The sequence below is a fragment of the Nitrospina gracilis 3/211 genome (genome assembly GCF_000341545.2).
In the GTDB taxonomy this organism is placed as follows: Bacteria; Nitrospinota; Nitrospinia; order Nitrospinales; family Nitrospinaceae; genus Nitrospina; species Nitrospina gracilis.
The window spans coordinates 2,443,285-2,463,300 of record NZ_HG422173.1 but is presented as its reverse complement, the minus strand read 5'-3'; the positions used below and the strand labels follow the sequence as shown (position 1 = coordinate 2,463,300).

Genomic DNA, 20,016 nt, shown 5'->3' with positions numbered 1-20,016 from the left:
ACCAGTAGGTGAATCCGCAACCTTCCGGAAATATGTAGTCGATGTGAACGATGTCGTCGTTGAAATCGTAATTTTTGGACTCGTGGTCGTACAGGTTGCGGCAGTCCTGGCTTTTTGGCAGCCTCCAGTCGGAATGGCCTGCAAACTGTTTTTCGTTCATCAGCTTGACGTATTTGTTGGCGCCCATCCAGTTGCACCATTTGCCTTTCCGTTGATAGTAGTCTTCCTTCAACCACATCATTTTGTATTTGGTGTCGGTGACGGTGCCGTCACCATTGTCCACAAAGCGTTCTCCTTCTGCCACGGTGATCCTCGTCCAATTACATCAGTTTCGGGTTGTTTTCGGAATGGAACCCGCAGTGCGGGTTCCCAGAATTAGCCTTAATATATTAATATCAATGTTTTCAGTGGCGCAACTCATTTTAAGGCGTTGGCGGCAGGAAGTGGCTGGGAGCGGAGGCGGTATGTTTGAGTGAGACGCACGCTGATCAAAAACGGTTGCCGAAGCGGTCGGATTTTGTGCTATTTTGAGGCCTCAGAAATTCTAAAACCCATATGCGACTCGCTTGACCGTGTTGTTGCATGTTGCTATTGGAAGGGATGGAACCACCGTCATGGCAAAAATCGAAGTACAGACTTTTTTTTATGACCTGATCCATTGCAAGGACAAAATTCTCTCCTGTTTCGACCGGTTTGACGAACAGTACGGCGACGACGAACGGGGTGCCCTGGTTGCCGGTATCAAGGAAATGGAGGATGGCGAACTGGTGAACCTGCTCATCAATATCCAGAGGTTGGCGTCGGGGTTTCAGGACATCCAGACCCTGATGACGCAGGCCGAGGAGGAGGAGCTTCAGGCTTCCATCAGCGGTGCGGATGAAGAAGAGGAAGATGACGACGACGAAATCTGAAATCCGTTTACACCCTCACGCAATCCTCTATTAAAAACCTTTCCCGCTTCTTGAATTCATGTTTTTCCGCCTTCACCAAATCGTTTTCCTGACCCTTCTTTGTCTTCTGGGACTCGCCGCCTGTGGCGAACCGGACTCCAATTATGGAGTCGGCGGAGGAGGACCGCTTCCGGCATCGCTCATTTCCGAGGTCGATGGCAAGGAAATGGTGCTGGTTCCCGCCGGGGAGTTCATCATGGGTACAGACAAAACGGACCCGGAGAAAAAACACCTCAAGATCGGCGCCGTCAAACCCCTGTTCCGCGACCAGCAACCCCAGCACACCGTTTACCTGGACGCGTTTTACATCGACAAGTACGAGGTCACCAACCGGGAGTACAAGCAATTCGTCGAATCCGTTCAGTATCATGAATATCCCGGACACTGGGTGAATGGCATGTACCTTCCTGAGCAGGGTGACCTGCCGGTGACCGGCATCACCTGGGGCGAAGCCCTGGCCTATGCCATGTGGGCGGGCAAATCCCTGCCCACTGAAGCCCAATGGGAAAAGGCTGCGCGGGGCACCGATGGACGCCTATACCCCTGGGGCAACGATTATGATAAAGGCCTCGCCAACATCGGTCTCGACGGTCCGCGCAAGTTGATGCCGGTGGGCAGTTTTCCACGCGACGTCAGTCCCTTCCAGGCTTTTGATATGGGCGGCAATGTGATGGAATGGACACTGGACTGGTATCTGCCGTATCCGGGAAGTGACTTTCAGTTCAAGAAATTTGGAACCGATTTGAAAGTTCTGCGCGGCAATGGCTTCCAGGAAGGAGGGCATTATTTTCTGGACGAGCACCGGTATGTGTTCCATCGCTCGGAAGTGCGACCCGATGACTATTTTGACAACGTCGGGTTCCGCTGTGTGAGCCCCTTCCTCGATTTCTCAGCAGAAAGCTGAACCTCACTCCCCTCTTGGTTACCTGCCGGGTGGTGGTGGCCGCCAGATGAACGACGTGAACACCAGCATGGCGAAGGTCATGTCCGCCACAAACACCGCGCCGGCATCGAACCATTCCATATAAATGATGCGGTTGAGCCACGTGGCGAGAAACGAGCCTTCGTAGTCTCGACTGGAAAAATGTTCTTCCAGGACAGTGAGGGGGCACGGGATTTTCAGGATCATGAGCACCGTGACGAACGCAAGCAGGGCCGCGTGGACAAAACGGAAGGTGCGGTGGTTGACAATCAGCCCCACAATGAAACCCACCACCATGTATAGAATGAAAAGAAAATGCAGGATAAGGAAGTAGTACGCCATGCACTGATTATATTAAAAGAGAGGTGCTCTCGCACGCCTTGCCTGAGGAGGGAGGTTACTCGAGGATGGTGTTCTCCAGCACGGCATCTTTCATGACCGCTTTGGAGATGTTGGCATCCACAAAATAGGCATTTTTCAGATTGGTCTGGTTGAAATTGGTGCCGTGCAGGTTGGCTTCGAGAAAAAAGGCGTTTCGCATGTTTGATTTTTCAAAATTGGCGTAAGTGAGGTCGGCCCCTTCCAAGTTGGCCTCTTCCATTTGGTTGTCCTTGCAAACGGCGTCTTTCATTTCCGCGCCAATGAAGTTGGCGAAGGATAAATTGGAATCGCGGAAAGTGGTGGAATTAAAATCCGTGTATTTGAACACAGCACTCTTTAGATCGGAATCGCGGAATTTGACGAACCCAAAGTCCGAACCACGAGCATTGGTTCCGTTCAATTTGCAGGTGTTGATTTCCGCTGACCGGCAGTAGCTGTACATCATGCGGGCAAAGGAAAAGTCGCAGTTCTCCAGCTTGCCGGCGGAAAAGTTGCTGTGGTTCAGGTTGCTGCCACGGAACATGCACCCTTTGAGATTGGCCATGGTAAAATTCGCGTTTTCCAAGGATGCATTTTTGAAAACGCAATCGACGAGCGTGGCTTCCTCGAAGTTGGCATTGTTGAGGTTGGCGTTGCCGAAATCAACATTCTTGATCCGGGCTTTGTAAAAGTTCGCATCCACAAGGGATGCCTGGGTAAAATTAAGGTCAATCAGCTCCGATTTTTCCAGGATGACTTCGTTGAGTACCCCGAAGATAAAGGTAATGCCGTTCAGGCTGATTCCCTTCAGGTCATACTCGCTGAAGTTGACGCCATCCTGGCATTTGCTCGCGAGCGTCAATTGCAGTAATTCGTCGATGTTCGACATTATCGTTGCTGGTCCGGAGAAAGCAGTGCGTTCATGTTTCGCCGGATTTTCTGGGGATTGGTGCGGTCATGGATACCCAGAATCCCGACACGGATTATCTTGCAAAGCAGGGTTTCGCTTTCCGTCCGGTGGCTGAGCTTGGCCACCACCGGCGTGATGATCAGGTTGGCGAGCATGATTCCGTAAAATGTGGTGATGAGGGCTGTCGCGAGAGAGGGGCCGATGGTGTCCGGGTTCTCAATGTGCATGAGCATCTGGACGAGGCCGATCAGGGTTCCGCCCATTCCAAAGATCGGTGCCTGCACCGCCATGAACTGAAGGATTCTCTGGCTTCGCTGGTGGCGCTCAATCATCGAATTCATTTCCCGGTCCAGGATTTCGTGAATCTCACGGGAGTTGTATCCGTCCACTATCATGCCGATGCCGGTACGCAGAAACCGGTTCTCCACGTTTTCTTCTTCGTTTTTGAGACGCTTGATGCCACCGGTCCGGTACTTGGTGGCGAGTTGCATGATCTGCTCAATGTAGCCGGCGGGTCCTTGATTGTCCGGCCTGTAAGCATTGATGATGACGCGAATCAGGCTCAGGATTTTCCCTGAAGGGTAGGCGATGAAGGAAGTGGCGATGGTGCCGCCGAAAACGATCAGCACCGCATTGAGGTTCAAAAATGTTTCGGGGCTTCCTCCACGGATGATGGCCCAGGTGATCAGGCCCACGCCGATCATGGTCCCGAAAATGGTGCCGACGTCGATGCGGGATTCCTGTTGGTACCGTCCCGTATATTCCAAGCCGGATATGGTTTCCGATTCTTTTACTGCGATTGCCATATCTCTTTCGCTTCAGTCATTGCAGTTCAGGCGGACGAAGACCTCGATCTGGCTTCTTCCACGTCCAGTGCGTCCGGCTCCGACGGCTTTTGTGCGGTCGGATGGGGTTTGGGGTCGGCCGATTCAACCCTCCTTGCAGCCTTTCCTTTTTTGAAAGTCAGCGTTTTTATGATGTACCGGGACAGCCAGGAGAAGTCTATTTTTTCTTTTCGGCTTCCGGGTACGAAAAATTTAAAAAATTCGTCTTCGTCGATTTCCCAGTTGGGGGTCATGGGCCGCAATTCTGCAAGGCAGCGGTTCATGGAATTGGCTCCGACATACGTTTTACAGAACAATTCGCCCCATGAGGTAAGGTAAATGGCGGTGGTGCTGGAAATGCGTTCCAGCTTCTTATTCATGAAATCCGCGTATTCTTTGGCGGTTTTGCAATCCTGCAGGCCGCCGATAATGACCTCCCGCGGAATGGGGTGCCCGAAATCCACAATCATGAACAATTGCCGCAGGCGGGCATGGGAAAGCAGGTCTTCATTGGGAATGGATGCCACGGAAACCTGCGACATGAATGAAGACAGGTCTTCCAGCAGGAATTTGAGGTCATGGTCCTTGATGGACTGTTGCTCCGCCCGCAGCAGAAGAACCGTATCCTTCCGGAACAAACTGTTGAAACACGCAAAGGCTACGAGAAATTGCAGGGATGATGCCTTCTTGAGAATCTGTTCCTTGGGAATGTGCTCCAGGAAAGCCAAAGTTTTTCCGCGAATCAGGTACCACTCCCCTTTGTCTTTGGGATTCACACGGTGGAGCATGAAGGTCAATTCCTTTTCACCCGTTTCTCCATCCACCAAAGCGAAAAGGTTTTCCACCTTGTTCTGACTGGGCCGGTAAAAGCTGAACAGCTTGCGGCCTAGAAGATGCGTGTCCCGTTCGGAAATCAGGGATTCCTCACCGGATGCCCTGTTTGCCTCGGAAATGTTTTTGTAGCTGGCCATGAGGATTTTGTTGATCCGGTTTCCGAGCGCTACCTTGTCCAGCATTTGCCAGTTGAAATAGGAATTGACGCTTTCCAGTTTTTCAGGTTCCCAGTCCCAGGAGTTGTACATGTTGATCAGGGTGCGTTTTCGAGGATCGGGGCTGCCTTTCACCAGTTCTTCACCAGTGACTTTGGTACCCACCTTCAGAACGAAAGAAGTTTTGAGCGCGTCCAACGCATTTTCATCCTTGTGTTCCTTGAAAAACCGCTCCACTCGTTCATACATGGCAATGTAGGTGTCGATGTCATCGTACAGGGTACCGCCGAAAACTTTCTTTTTGATTTCATGGCAAAGCAGATTGAAACGGGTGTTGCCAAACATGTACTCCTCCAGCAACCCCATTTTCAAAAGGGTTTTGAACGGTGCCTTGAAGGATTTGATGAGTGCCCAGATGGAGCCACCGAAAAACTCACCCTGTGATATGTCATCCACGTTGCCGATATCGACGAACTCATTGGGATCCAGCAGGGTTTGACGCGAGGTGAGGAGGCTTAAATAATTCTCGTACTTGTCGTCATCGGTTTTAAGAGGCACAACCCACCAGAAGGGAAGTTTGCCCGCAGTGATGACAGCGGTGCGGTACATTTCCTCTTTAAGCAACTTGGCCTGGGCAGAACCCGTGCTTTCAGTGTCGCTTTCGCCAAAAATATTGTTTTTGACCTCCTGAATGTCATTTATGAAAAAGTGAACCTCGAGGTTGAATTCGTCCCAGGCCCATTTCTCGATGAGATTAAGTTTCTGCTTGAAAAGGCCCAGTCTTTCCGGCGATACGCTGTGCTTATTGACCAGCAGGGTGTAATCGAGGTCGGACTTACGGCTCTGGGCGATCGAACCGCAACTCCCCATAATCAAAACCGTGTGAATGAAGGGATCGACTTCTTCATTCCCGCGGAATACCGTGTCAGGAAATAAGGTCTCGGCGGCGAGCTGAATCCGCTGGCTGAGCTGAAAATGATGGATACCGCAAGGCGTATCGCCCTTCACGTAGCCCGGGAGTCCCTCCTGGTTGATATGCAGGAGGCGGGGAATGATGGTGAATACATTCCGGTCCATGTGGAAAAGAGGTTGTTGAATCCGGTTTAGGTTGTTCTGGTTGTATTTCAAAAATATCTGGCGGTTGTTGAAGAGGATTTCCGCGATATTTTCCGGTTTGTCCGCCATAAAATTCCCCGGGACGGTTTTCAGTTCAAAGGATTTAATAGTTAATTATAAAGGGCGTACCCATAAATGAGAATGGGTTTTTGACTGCCGTGGTTAATCCGGTAAAGTTCAATGATTCGACTCCCGGAACGGCCATTCAGGTTTTTTTTACGGGTTGTCCATTTATTGCCTGGCCCTTGCCCCCGTTTTCTTCCTTTAAAACTTCCTTGTCTTTGAGAATTTTGATTTCGACTCGCCGGTTCATGGCCCGGTTGGAATCGGTGTTGTTTGGTTTAAGGGGGCGGTGTTCGCCATAACCCGAAACGACGATCAACTCCTCCGGAAAATTGAGTTCCTCAATAATGTAACGCGCCACCCGTGCGGCGCGGGAGGTGGAAAGTTCCCAGTTGGAGGGAAAAGCCTCGGTGCTGATGGGAACGTTGTCTGTATGACCCTCTATGTGGATCTGCTTGACTCCCTGTTTCAGGTCGTTTGTGATGGCTTTAAAGATGGTTTCCTCCGCACCCGTAATCAACGTGGCCTTACCCGGTGCAAACAGTTCTTCGGATTTGAGGCGGATCAGTTTCGTTTTCACATCTCCACGCACGAGTTCTTCCGGGTCAACATTGTCTTTCACCAGTTCGCGTACGCGTTCAAGCATTTCGATTTCCTGGTTGGTAAGGCGAACGTTTTGAGAGGTAACGCGGACCTGTTTCTCCTGAAACGAGGAGATGGCTTCCACAAATTTTGCCTCGTCAATGTTTGACATGGTGAACAGCATGACGAAAATCGCGAGGAGGAGGGTGATCATGTCGCTGTATGTAACGAGGAAACCCTCCATGGAGACGAATGCCGTGCGGAATGAGGAACGGTGTTCGTGTGCGATCTGTCCCTCCAACTGTCTCGCGACCTGCTTGTCTTCCAGAGTCTGGATTTTGCTTTCTAACTCTTCGTTGTCATCTTTCAACTGGTCCAACTCGATGACCAGCCGTTCCTTGTCGTGGAGCAGTTCGTTCAGCTCCATGCGTAACTCAAAAATGATTTCCGCAGGAAGCTTGCCGTCCTCGCGGTCCTGCGTCGCATCCTTGATGATGCGTTCCAGTTTTTCGATTTTTGCTTCCTTGCCTTCGATTTCCTTTTCCAGCTGCTGGTAGGAAGGGCCGGCCTTCTGTTCCAACTCCTGCTTGAGGCGGGTGACTTCGTCTTTCAATGACTTAACCCGGTCCAGTTCCTTGCGGGTTCTTTTTACTTCCTTGACGAGGAGGGATTTGTCGTTGCTGGTTTTTTTGAGCTCCTCCCGGGTTTCCTTGAAAAGGCTCCTGAGATTCTGCAGGCTGGTTTTTGCTTCCTCGAGTTCCTTGACGATGGCAGGATCGATTTCGTGAACTTCACTCTCCCGATCCTCGGCCGGTTCCTCCGTTTCTTCCCCGTCTCCTTTTTCGTCTCCCTGGCCTTTCTTGCGTTTGGACATGCGGGCCGCCCAGACGGCCTCCTGGGCTTCTTTCAGTTCAAGTTCTTTTTGCTTGATCAGGCCCAATAATTCATTGACTTTTTCCTTGTTTAGGACGGTAATGTTGTTCATTTTGTCAGAGAGTCTGGACGTTTCTCTGACCTGCTTTTTCAGCTCCTGGTTCTTGATTTTGAGCTGTTCTTTTAGACGCTGAATGGAATTCTCTTGAGCCATGGTTCCCTACCCGGATTTCCTATCGGCTAGAATACCCTAAATTCTTATAAAAAAATCATTATAGGGATTCGACCGTCCACTGGAAAGTATAAGGGGAGGGGCTCTGTGGGCAAGCGGCAATTAAGACATCCATCGAACTGAATGCCGACGGGGCATCCACCAAACCGACCGTTGGGGGGGCATGGAGAGTCATCCTAAGTTATTGAAAAATAAGTTATTCTGGGTTGGAGTCCTGTATTTCGCGGAAGGCTTCCCGCTGGGCGTGTTTTACGATGTGTTCCCCGTTCACCTGCGCCAGCAGGGGGTGGATCTGTGGCAGATCGGGTTCATGAGCCTGCTCGGGTTGGCCTGGACCCTCAAATTTTTGTGGGCCCCTGCGGTCGATTACGTGCGCCACCACCGCCGCTGGATTTTTCTGATGGACGTGCTGATGGGCGGCGTCATGCTGGTTTTTGCTGTCCTGCTCGACTTCGGCCCCTGGGTGTGGCTGGCTATCGGTTTGTTCACCATTTTTTCCGCGACGAGCGATGTCGCCATCGATGCCTACACCATTGAGATGCTCAACAAGGACGAGTTGGGTCTCGCCAACGGCATCCGCAATGGCATGTATCGGGTGGGCATGCTGGCTTCGGGATTCATCCTGGTGCTGGCGGACTGGATGTCGTGGAGCGCGACGTATCTTGCCGGTGCGCTCATCTTGTTTGCCTGCGGCACAGTGTGCCTGCTGGCCCCTCCGGAACAGGCCTATAAAACGCGTTCTGAACGATCCCTGCTGGGCGAGTTCAGCCTGATCGCCCGCTATCCTTACGCACTGGCTCTTCTCTTTATAATGGTGCTGATGGGATTCGGCCTGGTCGATACCAAACTGGACGTGTCCGACAAACGCCCTTACCTGTGGCCCACGCTTGCGATGGCGGGCATTCTGGTGGTGGCGGGCAGCCATTACTGGACGCACCGGGTGAGGCAACAAAATAACGGGCCATCCCTGCGCGACGAGTTGAACGAAGGGCCGATGTTCGGGGCATTTTTCGAACTGATCCAGAGGCCACACATCATTCCTGTCATCATTTTCATTCTGATTTACAAGCTCGCGGACACCTCCATGGGTTTCATGGTGAAGCCGTTCTGGGTGGACTCCGGGTTTTCAGCAACGGAAATCGGTCTGGTTTCGGTCAACATCGGGCTTGGCCTCTCTATTGCGGGCGGTCTGGTGGGAGGTTGGTTCACAGACCGCTTTGGAATATTCAAGGGCATCTGGGTGCTGGGTCTTTTGCAGGCGCTGTCCAACCTTGGTTACGCCGGGGTGGCGGCCGCCATTCCCCCGCCTCAGGAAGGGGTGCCCATGGCGATGGAATTCAAAGCCATGATGTACAGCGCCAGTGTGCTCGAGTCGTTCACCGGCGGGTTGGGTTCGGCCGCATTCCTGGCGTTTCTCATGGCGATCGTCAACAAAAAACGGTCTGCCTCAGAGTACGCGCTTCTTTCCTCGATTTTCGCATTCAGCCGATCGGTGGCGGGATGGGCAGGCGGGTTTGGAGCGGAGGCGATGGGCTACGCCCCGTATTTCACACTCACCTTTTTTCTTGCGTTTCCCGCCTACCTCTTTCTTCCCTGGGTGAAACGTATGTTGGAGTCTCAGCCGGACTGGAACCCGGGAACTCGAACATGAAAACCGTTTATGTGTATTGCCACGGATTCGCCTCCAGCCCCGGTTCCAAGAAAGCAACTGTGTTTGCCCAGCGATTCCGGGAGCAGGGAAAAGAGTTGATAGTGCCCGACCTGGAAAAGGGTGATTTCCGAAACCTTACCCTTTCCGGGCAGGTTGAAATAATCCAGTCGGTAGTCGATACTTTGCCGGATTCGAGGATCGGAATGATCGGGAGCAGTATGGGCGGATACCTGGCGGCACTTGTGGCGCAGCTGCGACAAGAGGTTAAGGGGGTGTACCTGATGTGTCCGGGGTTGCAATTCCTGAAACGCTGGAAGGAGAAAGTGGTCCCGGAGGACCCGAAGTCCGGAAGGCTGCCGGAAGTAATGCGGGTGTACCACTACCGCTACGACCGGGAAATGGAATTGAGCACGGCCATTTTTGAGGATGCCCGCAAGTGGGATGCTCTCCCATTGGACCGGTCCGTTCCGACGCGCATTGTACACGGAGTGCACGATGAAACCGTGCCCGTGGTTCAGTCACGGGAGTTTGCGAAGAATCGCCCCTGGGTTAAACTGGAAGAGTTGGACTCCGATCACAGTTTGTTATCGCATATAGACTGGATCGTGGACGATTGTTTGAAGTTTTTTACCCGGGAAGGCATTTAAAATATGGAACCGTACGCGATTCGGGTTACGGGAAACCTGGGAAAAATCAAAAAAGCCTTTATTACCGTTCAAAAAGCGCACTCCGGACAAATTCGAAAAGGAAGCGAGCGGGAGCTTTTCTACCACCATCCCCGCCGTGTGTGCAAAGCCTATCTTCAGTTTCATTTCAAGACAATGGAGGGCGCCCTGGCTGCATTGTGCCATGACCTGGTGGAGGATACCTGGGTCAACCTTGATAACATCGAATCCTGGTTTGGACCCGACGTCCGCCGTCTGGTGGCGGATTTGACCAAGCCGGACGGGTTGTCCCACCTCGAATACCTGAAAGATTTTGAAGCCTGGCCTCTCGAATCCAAAAAAATCAAAGTGTGCGACATTGAAGATAACATTCTCAGCTCACGGTCGATTCCTTTCGAACAACGGGAGGCGATGATGATCAAATGGCAGCGGTACCTTCTGGCGCTCGCACCGGAAAAAAAGCCTGTTTCCGGGCCGGCAAAAGAGTTTTCAATAAAGTGGAACCGTGTGCTGGTCCTGATGGAGAAGGAATGGAAAACCCTGGCTCACCACCCGACTGAAATCTGATATGGCCGAAAACAGCAAAACGAAAAAAGGGTTCCGGCGCTACACTATTCTGATTGTGGACGACGACCCGTCCATCGTGACCCTGGTGAAGCAACTGGTCGACCAGGAAAAGTACAAGGTCATTTCGACGGATGACGGCGAATCCGCGGAAGCCATCATTCGTTCGCGCTGCCCCGACTTGGTTCTGCTCGACATCAATATTCCAGGCAAAAACGGGTTGGAAGTGTGCCGCAGCATGAGGGGCGACAAGGAAACACAAAACCTTCCCATCATCATTCTTTCCGGCAGGACGGAACAAGTGGATCGGAACCTGGGTCTGGAGTTCGGCGCGGATGATTATGTCACCAAGCCGTTTAACTCTCAGGAACTTTTATTGCGGGTGAACAATGTTTTAAAAAGAGTGTATGGTTCGCAAGCCCGAAATGACACATTGACCCAGGGGGTTCTGAAAGTGGACTTCGGAAAACACGAGGTGCGGGTGAAAAACAAAATCGTCCAGTTGACTCTTACCGAATTCAAGCTGCTCTCCTCATTGCTGGACAATATGGGCCAGGTAAAAACCCGGGATTACCTGATGGAACATGTCTGGGAAAGCGGTGAAGGTGTCTTTTCCCGAACTATTGACACGCACATCCAAAGGCTTCGGAATAAATTGATGGATGCGGGAAAATATATCGAAACCATTAGGGGCGTGGGTTACCGCTTTAAAATTTAGGCTTTGCAGAGTGGGTTAACCTTTTTGGTTTTTATTTGATCTCAACGAAAAAATATCGGAAAAGCTATATCATTGGGCCGATTTGTAACATAATTGTTGCATTGTCTTCATCATATTTTGACCGATTTTTTCAATAATAGGGGCTGAAGATAAACACAAGGAGGTTTCCGATGATTGAAAAAATTGGCAATGACATTCCGGGTCACGAGGATTCGAACCAGCCCAAATCGGTGGGCGGCCGTCTTCGCTACTGGCGCAAGTTATCTTCGCTCCGGTTGGTGGACCTGGCCGCAACCATCAATGTTTCACAGGGATCTTTATCGGATCTGGAAAACGACAAGTCTCTTCCTTCCGCCACCACTCTCACAGGGTTGTGCCGGAAAACCGATGTCAACATTTGCTGGTTGTTGACCGGGGAAGGGGACATGATCAAGGAAAAGGATGCGGTGGACAAGGATGTATCGGCTTTCAAGGAAGTGGTGCGTCTGATGAGTGACAATGATTTCAAACGCACGGTCCACCGTCTGGTAAAAATCTTTGAACGAGGCACTCCGACCCAGAAGGCCCAGATCAAAGGCTTCATGGCCGGGGTGGAGACGGATTGATGGAATCCGGGGTGGGTCGAAGAGTCAGGTTCCGACCTGGTCGTCTTGTGCCCGGATCCACCCCCCGGTTTCATCCGGAAGAGTCAGGTGGTACCACCCATCTTTTTCCGCCGTAATTTTTCCGACGGCCCCCTCATGGAGCCGGAAAAGGACTGGTTTTTCCAATCCCTTCTCTGCATGCACGGCAATGTCCTTTGCCAGCACCACCGCATACCGATGCCCGGCGTCGTAAAAAAAACGGGCCAGCGTGGATACCAGAACCAATCCCAACAATCCCAGCGCAATATTTCGTGTCAAGCGGGTCGCGTGTCCGGGGTGAACAATCAACACACTCCACGCCACCCATAAAAGGAAGTTCACGCCAACCAATGTCCAGATGTGTTCTTCCAAAGTCACATCTTCAAGCCAGAAGAACACCGTGGTCCACAAGTTGGGAAACCGCCAGTCTGTCCGGTCCACAGTTTTCGCCAGTGTGAAATGCAGGTTGGCCTCCACCTTCTCGTCACGGGGAAGGCGTTGATTCGCTTTCAGGTAATGGAGGATGGCTTTTCCGGTTTGGTTGGTGCGGTAATAGGCGTTTCCCAGGTTGAAATGCAGACGACCGTTATCGAAACCTGATTGAAGGACAGACTCGTAAACGTTGATTGCCTGCTTGTATTTTTGTTCCATGTACAGGCGATTGGCCGATGCGATGCGTTCCTGGACTTCTCCCGCCAAGACCCCGCCAGCCAAAAATAATACGGCCCAAAGCATGATCAATATCTGGATTGCGAATCGGGGAAGGCGCATCATGAATTCTCCAGCTTCTCGATAAGGCGGCGAGATTCGACTAAAAGCGCCTCCGTGTCCCCTTGTCCCGCAGCGTATTGCAGGGATTCGTATTTTTCCAGCAGGTCGCGTGTCTCAACAATATGTTCTTCACGGAATTCACGTTGCCGCAACTGCTCTTCCACTTCCCGCGAGGTGAATGCGGTTCCCTTCAGGTTCAGCCGATCGCCTATGTATGTGCGAACGATCTGCGACAGCTCCCGCACTGTTTCGCGAGCGCCGCCGTTGTGCCCTGAAGTCAACCGATTCAGGCGTTCCTGCGCTTGGCGAAAAGCTTCCATGCGGCGTTTGTAGGCGCTGTCGAATTTCATGCGCTGGCGTTTGTGGTGGAGCGGGATAAAAAACATAAAGCACGCTGGAGGAACGAACAGGGCCAGGACCACCGTCAACCAGAACCAGCCAGAACGACTCCGGTCGGTGAATTCCTGCATGTCCAGATACAATGGATTGATGTCTTCAATCGGCTCCCGGTGCGGGCTTCCGGTGGATGAGCTTTCGGATTGCGGTTCCACCGCATTCAATTCCTGTGAGTTTTTTGCCGGGGTTACGTTCACCGTTTGCGGTTCGGTTTGGATCGTTTGATACGCATGCTCCCCGGTTCAAAATAGTTTAGCGTGATTGCGGGAAAGGTCAGCGGTCCCGCTTTCAAGGGCACGAGCGCATACTTGAATACCTTTTTGCCTGTCACCGTTTTATCGCCGCCGGTGCGGGTGAACTCCGGCTGGTCTGCGTACACTTTGAAATCTCCGCCGGTCTCAGGCAGTTCCAGCAGCGCATCCTGCGGATTGCCTTCACCCGTCACCGTGACAGTGAGGGTCATCGTTTCCCCCTGCGCCAACTGAGTCCGGCTGAACTGGGTATTCATTTGGAACTGTCCAACCATGTTGGAAATCGGTTCCGGACGGTTTTTCTCCGGAAGCGGCAGGACTTCGAGCTCGATCGGATCGGTACGCAGGATTTTGTGTTTCAATTTAAATTGATTATGGAAAAACGGACTCTGGAAAAAGGGGTCGTCAAAAAAAGGATCGCCGGAACGGCGCCGGCCGGAGGGCGTTTGTTCAACGATGTCCAACTCGATCAAGGCCGATGGAATGGTCGTCCGGCCCGCCTTCAAAGGATAAATTCCGGTGTTCCACTCGTACACATCGTAGCGGATTCCATCCAACACGCGGTTGTACTGTTTGGGCGACCCCAACTCCACCTTGCGAAAATCATCGAGAGGCAGATCGATATTCACATTGCGAACGGTTACCTTGCGGTACATTTTCAGGGTGACCGGCAGGAGTTCGTTGGCGTAAGGCTGGTGTGTGGGAACGGTTATTTCCGCAAAAACCAGGCGGTCTTTCCGGCCGGGTGCGGGACCCTTGCGTACGGTGATGGCGATAGGCGCGGTGATGTACGGATTTCCGCCGATCTCAAACTTGAAAGGACCGATGGTGAAGTCACCGGGTTGTTTCGGAATCAGCTGGAAATGGAATGTGGTCGATGCGGTTCGTTTTCCGTTGATGATTTGCAGTGAGGTGGCGCGACCGCCGGGGCGGACCGAAAAGGCGGGCAGGGCAGGCGGATCGGGTTGCGGTGCGTCCTGCGTTCCTTCCATCACGACTTTCACATCCAGCACATCTTCCAGCGTGATCTCGGTGTTGTTCACCGAAGCGCTCACGCGAATGTCTTGTGACCAGCCACTACCCGGCAGCAACAGCGCAATCGACGCCAAAAGAAAAAAGGAAAGAAAAAATTTCATCCCCCCTGTGGTGTTGTTCCGGCGCATGGCTGCATCACCAGTCCTTTCCCTGATCCTTGAACAGGTCCTGCACCTCTCCCTGCAACTGGCGGCGCTTGAACTTCTTGAGATCCTCGCTCAAGGATCCCAACAGCCGCTCAGCCTCTTCCTGGGTTAGGGGCGCGGCCTCTTTCAGCATGGCGGTCATTTTTTTTGTTCGGGAGAAGAAGGAACGGGCGGGGTTTCGTCTGCCACCTGCTCCTGCGGCTCTTCTTTCTTCTTATCTTTTTCGGGATCCTGCTCTGCGGTCCGGGTTTCTTCGGCCGGTTCGGGCTGTTCGTTGGCCTCGCCGTGCCCCGTCGGTTCCGTGGTTTCGGATTGGGACGCTTCGGGTGGGGCCTGTTTCTGTTCCTTGCCGGGTTGCGGTTTTCCTTTATCCATATTGCGCGGCATCATCTGTCCGGATGCGATAGCCTGCTCCAGTTGACGCTTGGCGTATTCGTAATTGAACTTGCTGTCCTCGTCCTGAGGGTTCAACTCCAAAGCTTTTTGTAGGACTCCATGGCCCGGTCCAGGGCTCCCAGACGAAACCAGGCGTTGCCCTGGTTGTACCAGGTTTTCTGTTTGAGTTCTGTTGGGCTGTCGCCTGAAAGAACCTTGCCGTAGTCCTCGATTGCCGCCTCGTAACGTCCCAGCCGGTACTTGGCATTGCCTGCGTTGTATCGCACGGTGGGATTTTCCGGATCCAGGGCTTCCGCCTCACTGAACTTCCTTGCCGCCTGGTCAAAATGCTCTTCGTTGTAATGGGCGATGCCCTCACGTGCGGATTCCGGAAGCTCATCAGCAAAAGCGGACAAAGCGTATATCACGAACAGGCTCGCCATTGCCGTTAAAAAAAAGAAATGTAAAATCAAATTTCGCATGGTACTGATAGTTTAGCATGCCCTGTTGGAGCGAGTTTGAAACGAAAAAAGGGATTCCCTTACCGGGAATCCCTTTTCGTTATGCAAGCCGCCGTGGAGGAACCGAGGCTTCAGCGCCGGTCCCCCATGATGCGGAGGAGCATCAGGAACAGGTTGATGAAGTCCAGGTACAGCTTCAGCGCTCCCTGAATGGCTTCCTTGGTGTCTTCATCGGTGCCTTCGTTGCCGAGAATGTTCATCTGCTTGATCATCTGGGTGTCGTAGGCCGTGAGTCCGACGAAAATCAACACACCCGCGTAGGTGACCACCCAGTAAACGGCTTCATTCTGCAGAAAGATGTTTACTACCGAGGCGATGATGATGCCGATGAGGCCCATGAACAGGAAACTGCCCCACGAGGTGAGATCCTTCTTCGTCGTGTAGCCGTAAAAACTCATGGCCCCGAAGGTGCCCGCCGTCACCAGAAAAGTGGAGGTGATGGATGCTGCGGTGTACACCATGAAAATGGCGGAAAAGGTCAACCCCGTCAGGCCGGCGTACAGAATGAAAACCCCCGTCGCCTGGCTGGCGGACATCTTCATGACCGAGGACGCGAGGTAGAAGACCAGGCCGATCTGGGCGATGATCAAGACGATCGGAACGATGGGATTCCCGAAAATCAGTTTCATCAAAGGCTCGGTATTGGACACCAGCCACGCCACACCACCGGTCATGGCGAGACCCGCCGTCATCCAGTTATAGACCCGGACCATGAACCGCTGTTGTTCGGCGGCAATGGCATCCTGACTCATGTATGAGGTCCGATTGGGCTGCATCGTTATAAACTCCTTGAATTATTTATGGTATCTGCCCAGTTCTGCAGATTCGGTATTATATAAGACGCGGCCCATGCCGCGTCAAGTCCGGTTTTTTCCTTATTTATTATCTCATTTTTCGCGGACCATGCACTCTCCTAAAAGGCATACCAATCCCAGGGCGATGAACCATTGAAACCGCTCCTGCCATCGTTTCCGCCGGGCGGTGCGCAGTTCTTTTTTCTCGACCCGCTGTTTGATGTCTTCGAGATAGATTTTATTCAGGTCCATGTCACCCAGCACCGACCGCACGTAACTGCCGCCGGTGGAAAGGGCCACCTGTTGCAGAACGACTTCGTTGAGACGGGTGAGGACGATTTCTCCCTTCCGGTCTCGCTTGAATCCGCGCTGCCTTTCGGGGTCGGGAATGGGAGCGCCTTCCTCCGCACCGATGCCGATGACAAACACTTTCACTCCCTGCTCATTGGCGTACTGAGCCGCGGCCAGTGCGTCGCCTTCATGGTCCTCTCCATCTGTGATCAGGATGATGGCTTTCGATTTTTTTTCCACTGAACTGAAGGCCTTGACTGCCGTACGGATGGCATGGCCGAGCGCCGTACCCTGGGTGGGTATGAGGTCGGTCCCCAATACATCCAGAAACATTTTGGCTGCATTGTAGTCGAGGGTCAGCGGGCATTGCAGAATGCTGGAGCCTGCAAACGCGACGAGGCCGATGCGGTCACCTTCCAGAAGGTGGATGAGGTCGGCCACCTCATGCTTGGCCCGTTCCATCCGGTTGGGCTGGATGTCGGTGGCAAGCATGCTCTGCGATACGTCCACCGCCACGATGATATCCACCCCTTCCTGTTTCAAATCCTCCCATTCGTACCCCCAGCGTGGCTGGGCGAGGGCCAGAATGAAGAAAAATACCGCGAAGACCATCAGGGTGTTTTTTTTCTTTGTTTTTTCCTTGCGCGCGGTGGCACCAGCCGGCCCAGCAGGGAAGAGGAGGCGAACCGCGCGGCCTGTTCGCGCTTGCGGTTTCCCGACCATATGAAAAACCCAATCAGGAATGCCAGCCCCATCAGCAAAAGCAAATATTCCGGCAGACCAAATCGCATATTATGGGATTCTCCTCAAGCGGGTTTGAGCCAGCGTGAATTCCGTTATCAACAACAGCAGACCCGGAATCAGGAAATAGGGAAACAGTTCCTTGAACTCTGAGTGATCGATCCACTTCACCTCGGATTTTTCGAGCTGATCGATCTGCGTGTATATCTTTTTGAGGGAGTCGGTGTCCATGGCCCGGAAATACTTGCCGTTCGTGATGTCGGCGATTTCTTTCAGAGATTCCTCGTCCATCTCAACGTCCTGCATGATCAGTTGGCGGCCGAGAATTCCGTCGAACACAAACGGCACTTTTCCGTGGGTGCCTACACCGACAGTGTAAATCTTGATGCCGAAGGTGGCGGCGATCTCGGCGGCCTGGCGGGGTGGAATGCTTCCCGCGTTGTTTCGTCCGTCTGTAAGCAGGATAATGACTTTCGATTTGGATTCGAGGTCCTTGAGCCGTTTGACCGCGATGGCAATCGCGGAGCCAATGGCGGTGGAATCACCCGCCACACCGATGTCCAGCCGGCTTAAAAACTCCTGCAGTATGTTGTGGTCCAGCGTCAACGGACACTGCGTGAATGCCTCATTCCCGAATACCACCATACCCATTCGGTCAAACTCCCGCCCGTCAATGAACTCGCTCACCACGTCTTTCACGATGGTCAGGCGATCGACCGGTTGATCCTTTTTTTGAAGTCCATCGCCTGCATGCTGGCTGAAGTATCGAGCGCGAGCATGATATCCACGCCGTGTGTCAAAATCTCCGTACTTTTGCGCCCCTCCTGCGGGCGGGCAAGAGCGATGACGATCAATGTCACCGCCAGGCAACGTAGAATCAACGGCAACTGCACCAGGAAAGAAACATGAGAGGGAAGGATGCGCCGCAGGGTGTTCAGGGAAGAAAAGGGGAACGCCGCCGGGCGGTTCCGGTAATGCTGGTAGACCATCCATGGAATTGCCAGAAGTAAAAGAAACAGCCACGGATTTGCAAACTGGAAATAAGTCATAGCACGTCAGATGGGGGCCGCTGGAGATTTCTGGCTGGAACCCAGGTCGCGTCGCGGTTTTGTGTCCTCTATAAACTGCCTGACCGCCTGAATATTTTCCAGGCACGTCGAAGCATCACTTTCCACATTGGCGAATTTGACCCAGTCGGTACGGTGCAGTATGTCCAGTGCCCGTTGGCTCAGTTCTCTGGGAAAATTTTTGCGGAAAAGCAGGTTCTGCACGATTTCCTCAGTTGTCCAGTCCAGAGCCGGTACGGAATACAGTGCGCCCAGGTAACGGCGGAATATTTCCGACAATTCAAATTGGTGTTCGCGGAACCGCTCCTGTTCGATCCATTGTTTCCCGGCCAGCGTGTCCAGTTCATCCAATGCGACCTCATGGGGTTCACGGATCACGGGTTGCGGTTTCCGTTCCCGGGGAGCCCGCTTCGTAAATAATTTGCGTCCGATGAAGTACAGAAACATCAAACCAACGAGGCCGGCAAGCGCGTAGAGGGCATAACGCCGCCAGGGAGGCCCCGCCCCAACGATGGGCTTGATATCGCGAATGTCTTTCGGGTCACCGTCCTTGAACAATACCGACCGCACTTCCACCACCCCTGCGGGGACCTGGATTTTGCCGGGTGCCATTTGCGACGGGTCGGCCAGAGGGGGACCGGTGAAACGGACAGGAATTTCCGGAATGTTGTAGTAGCCGACTTCCATTGCCCGGAACTTAAATACAAACTCCGTGGTAACGGGTCCGCCGGGTCGTTGCCTGGTTTTCGCATCCTGGTCAAGGAACTCGAATTTTTCAAAATGCTGGAATGGATTGGGGGGCGTGATTTGAAATTCCCGCGGGTGCGTCACCGTTACCGTGTAGGTGACCGTATCGCCAATGGTGGCGTTCTGCGGTTCGATTTTCAATTTGGCGGTGACTGGAGGGAGTTGAGTATTTTGAGCGAACGTTTCCCCGGCTAAAAAGAGCAGCGCAATTCCCAGCCACAGGAATTTGGTTCCAAATTTATTGTTGCATACATGCTGCCACATGACTCACGGGTTCGCTTTCAACTGATGCAGACAGCCGTCGATACGCTTGTTGCGATCTATAGACCACGGCGCGTCTTTCACCGCGGCCTCTGAATGAAAAAACCAGACCAGTGCCTCCCCGCAATTGCCCAGTTCCATATATAACCCACCCATTATGTAGGCGACGTTCGACCGCGTTTCCAGGTTGAGGTTTGGATTTTCCAGGTACGCCTCGTATTGGGTGACCGCCTGTTCGTACAAACCCGAGTCCCGCAGTTTTTCGGCGACGGCCAAGGCCTGCGTGTTCCAAAGCGTGGAATTGGAGGGGGCCTGGGCCGCGGCCTTCTCTTCGGATGACATGGACTTCTTGAAAAGCATGGCGGTGAAAATTCCGAACGCGACGAAAGTGACTACGGTGAGTCCGATGACGAATGTCTTTAGCTTCGCACTCACCCCTTCGGTTGGAATCTGGAAGCCGGAACCGGTGTCCTTTTCCGGGGGGTCCGTTTGACTCGATGCATTGGGTGGCGGCAGCTTGGGGCTGGTGGGGTTGTCCCCGGTGGTACGTGTGTTTTGTTCATTGAAATCGGTCATGC

Annotated in this window: 26 protein-coding genes; 7 read left to right on the top strand and 19 right to left on the bottom strand. The window is 52.8% G+C overall.

The features are described 5' to 3' along the window. A partial coding sequence (locus TX82_RS11775) for an Lcl C-terminal domain-containing protein (RefSeq protein ID WP_042251169.1) occupies positions 1-304 on the bottom strand: 304 nt, incomplete at its 3' end. A 310-nt stretch (positions 305-614) separates the two neighbouring features. Between TX82_RS11775 and TX82_RS11770 the strand changes: the two genes are divergently transcribed. After that, positions 615-911 (top strand): hypothetical protein, encoded by a 297-nt coding sequence (locus tag TX82_RS11770; RefSeq protein ID WP_005010799.1) that lies wholly within the window; start codon positions 615-617, stop codon positions 909-911. A 58-nt stretch (positions 912-969) separates the two neighbouring features. Continuing rightward, positions 970-1,854 (top strand): formylglycine-generating enzyme family protein, encoded by an 885-nt coding sequence (locus TX82_RS11765; RefSeq protein ID WP_005010798.1) that lies wholly within the window; start codon positions 970-972, stop codon positions 1,852-1,854. 18 nt (positions 1,855-1,872) lie between these two features. Here the strand turns inward: TX82_RS11765 and TX82_RS11760 are convergent, their stop codons facing one another. The 5 genes from TX82_RS11760 to TX82_RS11740 form a co-directional block, all read right to left on the bottom strand. Then, positions 1,873-2,214, bottom strand: coding sequence for a DUF2784 family protein (locus TX82_RS11760; protein ID WP_005010797.1), 342 nt, complete (start codon positions 2,212-2,214; stop codon positions 1,873-1,875). A 55-nt stretch (positions 2,215-2,269) separates the two neighbouring features. Next, complete coding sequence (locus TX82_RS11755; protein WP_005010796.1) at positions 2,270-3,121, bottom strand: pentapeptide repeat-containing protein; 852 nt, start codon at positions 3,119-3,121, stop codon at positions 2,270-2,272. Further along, positions 3,121-3,948 (bottom strand): motility protein A, encoded by an 828-nt coding sequence (locus TX82_RS11750; protein ID WP_005010794.1) that lies wholly within the window; start codon positions 3,946-3,948, stop codon positions 3,121-3,123. Before TX82_RS11750 ends, TX82_RS11755 begins: the two co-directional genes overlap by 1 nt. Positions 3,949-3,974: 26 nt before the next feature. Further along, the gene (locus TX82_RS11745) at positions 3,975-6,140 is read right to left on the bottom strand and encodes a class I adenylate cyclase domain-containing protein (protein ID WP_005010793.1); all 2,166 of its coding nucleotides are present in this window, start codon (positions 6,138-6,140) and stop codon (positions 3,975-3,977) included. Between the two features lie 136 nt (positions 6,141-6,276). Further along, complete coding sequence (locus tag TX82_RS11740) at positions 6,277-7,803, bottom strand: OmpA family protein (protein ID WP_005010790.1); 1,527 nt, start codon at positions 7,801-7,803, stop codon at positions 6,277-6,279. Between the two features lie 202 nt (positions 7,804-8,005). Here TX82_RS11740 and TX82_RS11735 point away from each other — a divergent pair, with 202 nt between their 5' ends. The 5 genes from TX82_RS11735 (at position 8,006) to TX82_RS15355 (ending at position 12,024) form a co-directional block, all read left to right on the top strand. Next, the gene (locus TX82_RS11735) at positions 8,006-9,472 is read left to right on the top strand and encodes an MFS transporter (RefSeq protein ID WP_222823008.1); all 1,467 of its coding nucleotides are present in this window, start codon (positions 8,006-8,008) and stop codon (positions 9,470-9,472) included. Beyond that, positions 9,469-10,119 (top strand): alpha/beta hydrolase, encoded by a 651-nt coding sequence (locus tag TX82_RS11730; RefSeq protein ID WP_005010785.1) that lies wholly within the window; start codon positions 9,469-9,471, stop codon positions 10,117-10,119. The genes TX82_RS11735 and TX82_RS11730 overlap by 4 nt, the downstream gene beginning before the upstream one ends. A 3-nt stretch (positions 10,120-10,122) precedes the next feature. Further along, positions 10,123-10,704: an HD domain-containing protein gene (locus tag TX82_RS15360; protein ID WP_005010784.1), complete on the top strand. Its 582-nt coding sequence runs from the start codon at positions 10,123-10,125 to the stop codon at positions 10,702-10,704. A 1-nt stretch (position 10,705) separates the two neighbouring features. Further along, a complete protein-coding gene (locus TX82_RS11720) occupies positions 10,706-11,419 on the top strand; it encodes a response regulator transcription factor (RefSeq protein ID WP_005010783.1) in 714 nt (237 codons plus the stop codon). 170 nt (positions 11,420-11,589) lie between these two features. Next, positions 11,590-12,024 carry a helix-turn-helix domain-containing protein gene (locus tag TX82_RS15355; protein ID WP_005010782.1) on the top strand — a complete coding sequence of 145 codons (435 nt, stop codon included), beginning with the start codon at positions 11,590-11,592 and terminating at the stop codon, positions 12,022-12,024. Between the two features lie 24 nt (positions 12,025-12,048). Here TX82_RS15355 and TX82_RS11710 read toward each other — a convergent pair whose 3' ends face one another. From TX82_RS11710 to TX82_RS15345, 13 genes are all read right to left on the bottom strand, one after another. Next, on the bottom strand, positions 12,049-12,741 hold the full coding sequence (locus tag TX82_RS11710; RefSeq protein ID WP_144079164.1) for an SH3 domain-containing protein: 693 nt from the start codon (positions 12,739-12,741) through the stop codon (positions 12,049-12,051). 71 nt (positions 12,742-12,812) lie between these two features. Continuing rightward, positions 12,813-13,364 carry a hypothetical protein gene (locus tag TX82_RS11705; protein ID WP_144079163.1) on the bottom strand — a complete coding sequence of 184 codons (552 nt, stop codon included), beginning with the start codon at positions 13,362-13,364 and terminating at the stop codon, positions 12,813-12,815. A 38-nt stretch (positions 13,365-13,402) separates the two neighbouring features. Further along, the gene (locus tag TX82_RS11700; RefSeq protein WP_042251166.1) at positions 13,403-14,596 is read right to left on the bottom strand and encodes a BatD family protein; all 1,194 of its coding nucleotides are present in this window, start codon (positions 14,594-14,596) and stop codon (positions 13,403-13,405) included. A gap of 34 nt (positions 14,597-14,630) precedes the next feature. After that, on the bottom strand, positions 14,631-14,783 hold the full coding sequence (locus TX82_RS16360) for a hypothetical protein (protein ID WP_005010772.1): 153 nt from the start codon (positions 14,781-14,783) through the stop codon (positions 14,631-14,633). Then, the gene (locus tag TX82_RS11695) at positions 14,780-15,118 is read right to left on the bottom strand and encodes a hypothetical protein (protein ID WP_005010771.1); all 339 of its coding nucleotides are present in this window, start codon (positions 15,116-15,118) and stop codon (positions 14,780-14,782) included. The genes TX82_RS16360 and TX82_RS11695 overlap by 4 nt, the downstream gene beginning before the upstream one ends. Continuing rightward, a complete protein-coding gene (locus TX82_RS11690; RefSeq protein ID WP_187291965.1) occupies positions 15,109-15,432 on the bottom strand; it encodes a tetratricopeptide repeat protein in 324 nt (107 codons plus the stop codon). The genes TX82_RS11695 and TX82_RS11690 overlap by 10 nt, the downstream gene beginning before the upstream one ends. A 176-nt stretch (positions 15,433-15,608) precedes the next feature. Next, positions 15,609-16,313, bottom strand: coding sequence for a Bax inhibitor-1/YccA family protein (locus TX82_RS11685; protein ID WP_005010768.1), 705 nt, complete (start codon positions 16,311-16,313; stop codon positions 15,609-15,611). Between the two features lie 111 nt (positions 16,314-16,424). Then, the gene (locus TX82_RS11680; RefSeq protein WP_005010765.1) at positions 16,425-17,234 is read right to left on the bottom strand and encodes a VWA domain-containing protein; all 810 of its coding nucleotides are present in this window, start codon (positions 17,232-17,234) and stop codon (positions 16,425-16,427) included. Next, a complete protein-coding gene (locus TX82_RS16855) occupies positions 17,234-17,413 on the bottom strand; it encodes a hypothetical protein (RefSeq protein WP_005010763.1) in 180 nt (59 codons plus the stop codon). Before TX82_RS16855 ends, TX82_RS11680 begins: the two co-directional genes overlap by 1 nt. Position 17,414: 1 nt before the next feature. Then, positions 17,415-18,050 carry a VWA domain-containing protein gene (locus tag TX82_RS16850; protein ID WP_244875031.1) on the bottom strand — a complete coding sequence of 212 codons (636 nt, stop codon included), beginning with the start codon at positions 18,048-18,050 and terminating at the stop codon, positions 17,415-17,417. Between the two features lie 17 nt (positions 18,051-18,067). Continuing rightward, positions 18,068-18,412, bottom strand: a complete 345-nt coding sequence (locus TX82_RS16845; RefSeq protein ID WP_005010758.1) for a BatA domain-containing protein — start codon at positions 18,410-18,412, stop codon at positions 18,068-18,070. Positions 18,413-18,418: 6 nt separating this feature from the next. After that, positions 18,419-19,441, bottom strand: a complete 1,023-nt coding sequence (locus TX82_RS11670) for a hypothetical protein (RefSeq protein ID WP_005010757.1) — start codon at positions 19,439-19,441, stop codon at positions 18,419-18,421. Positions 19,442-19,444: 3 nt separating this feature from the next. Continuing rightward, positions 19,445-20,014 carry a tetratricopeptide repeat protein gene (locus TX82_RS15345; protein ID WP_005010754.1) on the bottom strand — a complete coding sequence of 190 codons (570 nt, stop codon included), beginning with the start codon at positions 20,012-20,014 and terminating at the stop codon, positions 19,445-19,447. Positions 20,015-20,016 lie beyond the last annotated feature (2 nt).

Excerpts from the sequence above, each read along its gene's own strand:
- TX82_RS11770 (WP_005010799.1), top strand. The coding sequence starts at position 615 with ATGGCAAAAATCGAAGTACAGACTTTTTTTTATGACCTGATCCATTGC.
- TX82_RS11765 (WP_005010798.1), top strand. The coding sequence starts at position 970 with ATGTTTTTCCGCCTTCACCAAATCGTTTTCCTGACCCTTCTTTGTCTT.
- TX82_RS11760 (WP_005010797.1), bottom strand. The coding sequence starts at position 2,214 with ATGGCGTACTACTTCCTTATCCTGCATTTTCTTTTCATTCTATACATG.
- TX82_RS11755 (WP_005010796.1), bottom strand. The coding sequence starts at position 3,121 with ATGTCGAACATCGACGAATTACTGCAATTGACGCTCGCGAGCAAATGC.
- TX82_RS11750 (WP_005010794.1), bottom strand. The coding sequence starts at position 3,948 with ATGGCAATCGCAGTAAAAGAATCGGAAACCATATCCGGCTTGGAATAT.
- TX82_RS11745 (WP_005010793.1), bottom strand. The coding sequence starts at position 6,140 with ATGGCGGACAAACCGGAAAATATCGCGGAAATCCTCTTCAACAACCGC.
- TX82_RS11740 (WP_005010790.1), bottom strand. The coding sequence starts at position 7,803 with ATGGCTCAAGAGAATTCCATTCAGCGTCTAAAAGAACAGCTCAAAATC.
- TX82_RS11730 (WP_005010785.1), top strand. The coding sequence starts at position 9,469 with ATGAAAACCGTTTATGTGTATTGCCACGGATTCGCCTCCAGCCCCGGT.
- TX82_RS15360 (WP_005010784.1), top strand. The coding sequence starts at position 10,123 with ATGGAACCGTACGCGATTCGGGTTACGGGAAACCTGGGAAAAATCAAA.
- TX82_RS11720 (WP_005010783.1), top strand. The coding sequence starts at position 10,706 with ATGGCCGAAAACAGCAAAACGAAAAAAGGGTTCCGGCGCTACACTATT.
- TX82_RS15355 (WP_005010782.1), top strand. The coding sequence starts at position 11,590 with ATGATTGAAAAAATTGGCAATGACATTCCGGGTCACGAGGATTCGAAC.
- TX82_RS11700 (WP_042251166.1), bottom strand. The coding sequence starts at position 14,596 with ATGAAATTTTTTCTTTCCTTTTTTCTTTTGGCGTCGATTGCGCTGTTG.
- TX82_RS16360 (WP_005010772.1), bottom strand. The coding sequence starts at position 14,783 with ATGACCGCCATGCTGAAAGAGGCCGCGCCCCTAACCCAGGAAGAGGCT.
- TX82_RS11685 (WP_005010768.1), bottom strand. The coding sequence starts at position 16,313 with ATGCAGCCCAATCGGACCTCATACATGAGTCAGGATGCCATTGCCGCC.
- TX82_RS11680 (WP_005010765.1), bottom strand. The coding sequence starts at position 17,234 with ATGGTCTTCGCGGTATTTTTCTTCATTCTGGCCCTCGCCCAGCCACGC.
- TX82_RS16855 (WP_005010763.1), bottom strand. The coding sequence starts at position 17,413 with ATGCGATTTGGTCTGCCGGAATATTTGCTTTTGCTGATGGGGCTGGCA.
- TX82_RS16845 (WP_005010758.1), bottom strand. The coding sequence starts at position 18,412 with ATGACTTATTTCCAGTTTGCAAATCCGTGGCTGTTTCTTTTACTTCTG.
- TX82_RS11670 (WP_005010757.1), bottom strand. The coding sequence starts at position 19,441 with ATGTGGCAGCATGTATGCAACAATAAATTTGGAACCAAATTCCTGTGG.
- TX82_RS15345 (WP_005010754.1), bottom strand. The coding sequence starts at position 20,014 with ATGACCGATTTCAATGAACAAAACACACGTACCACCGGGGACAACCCC.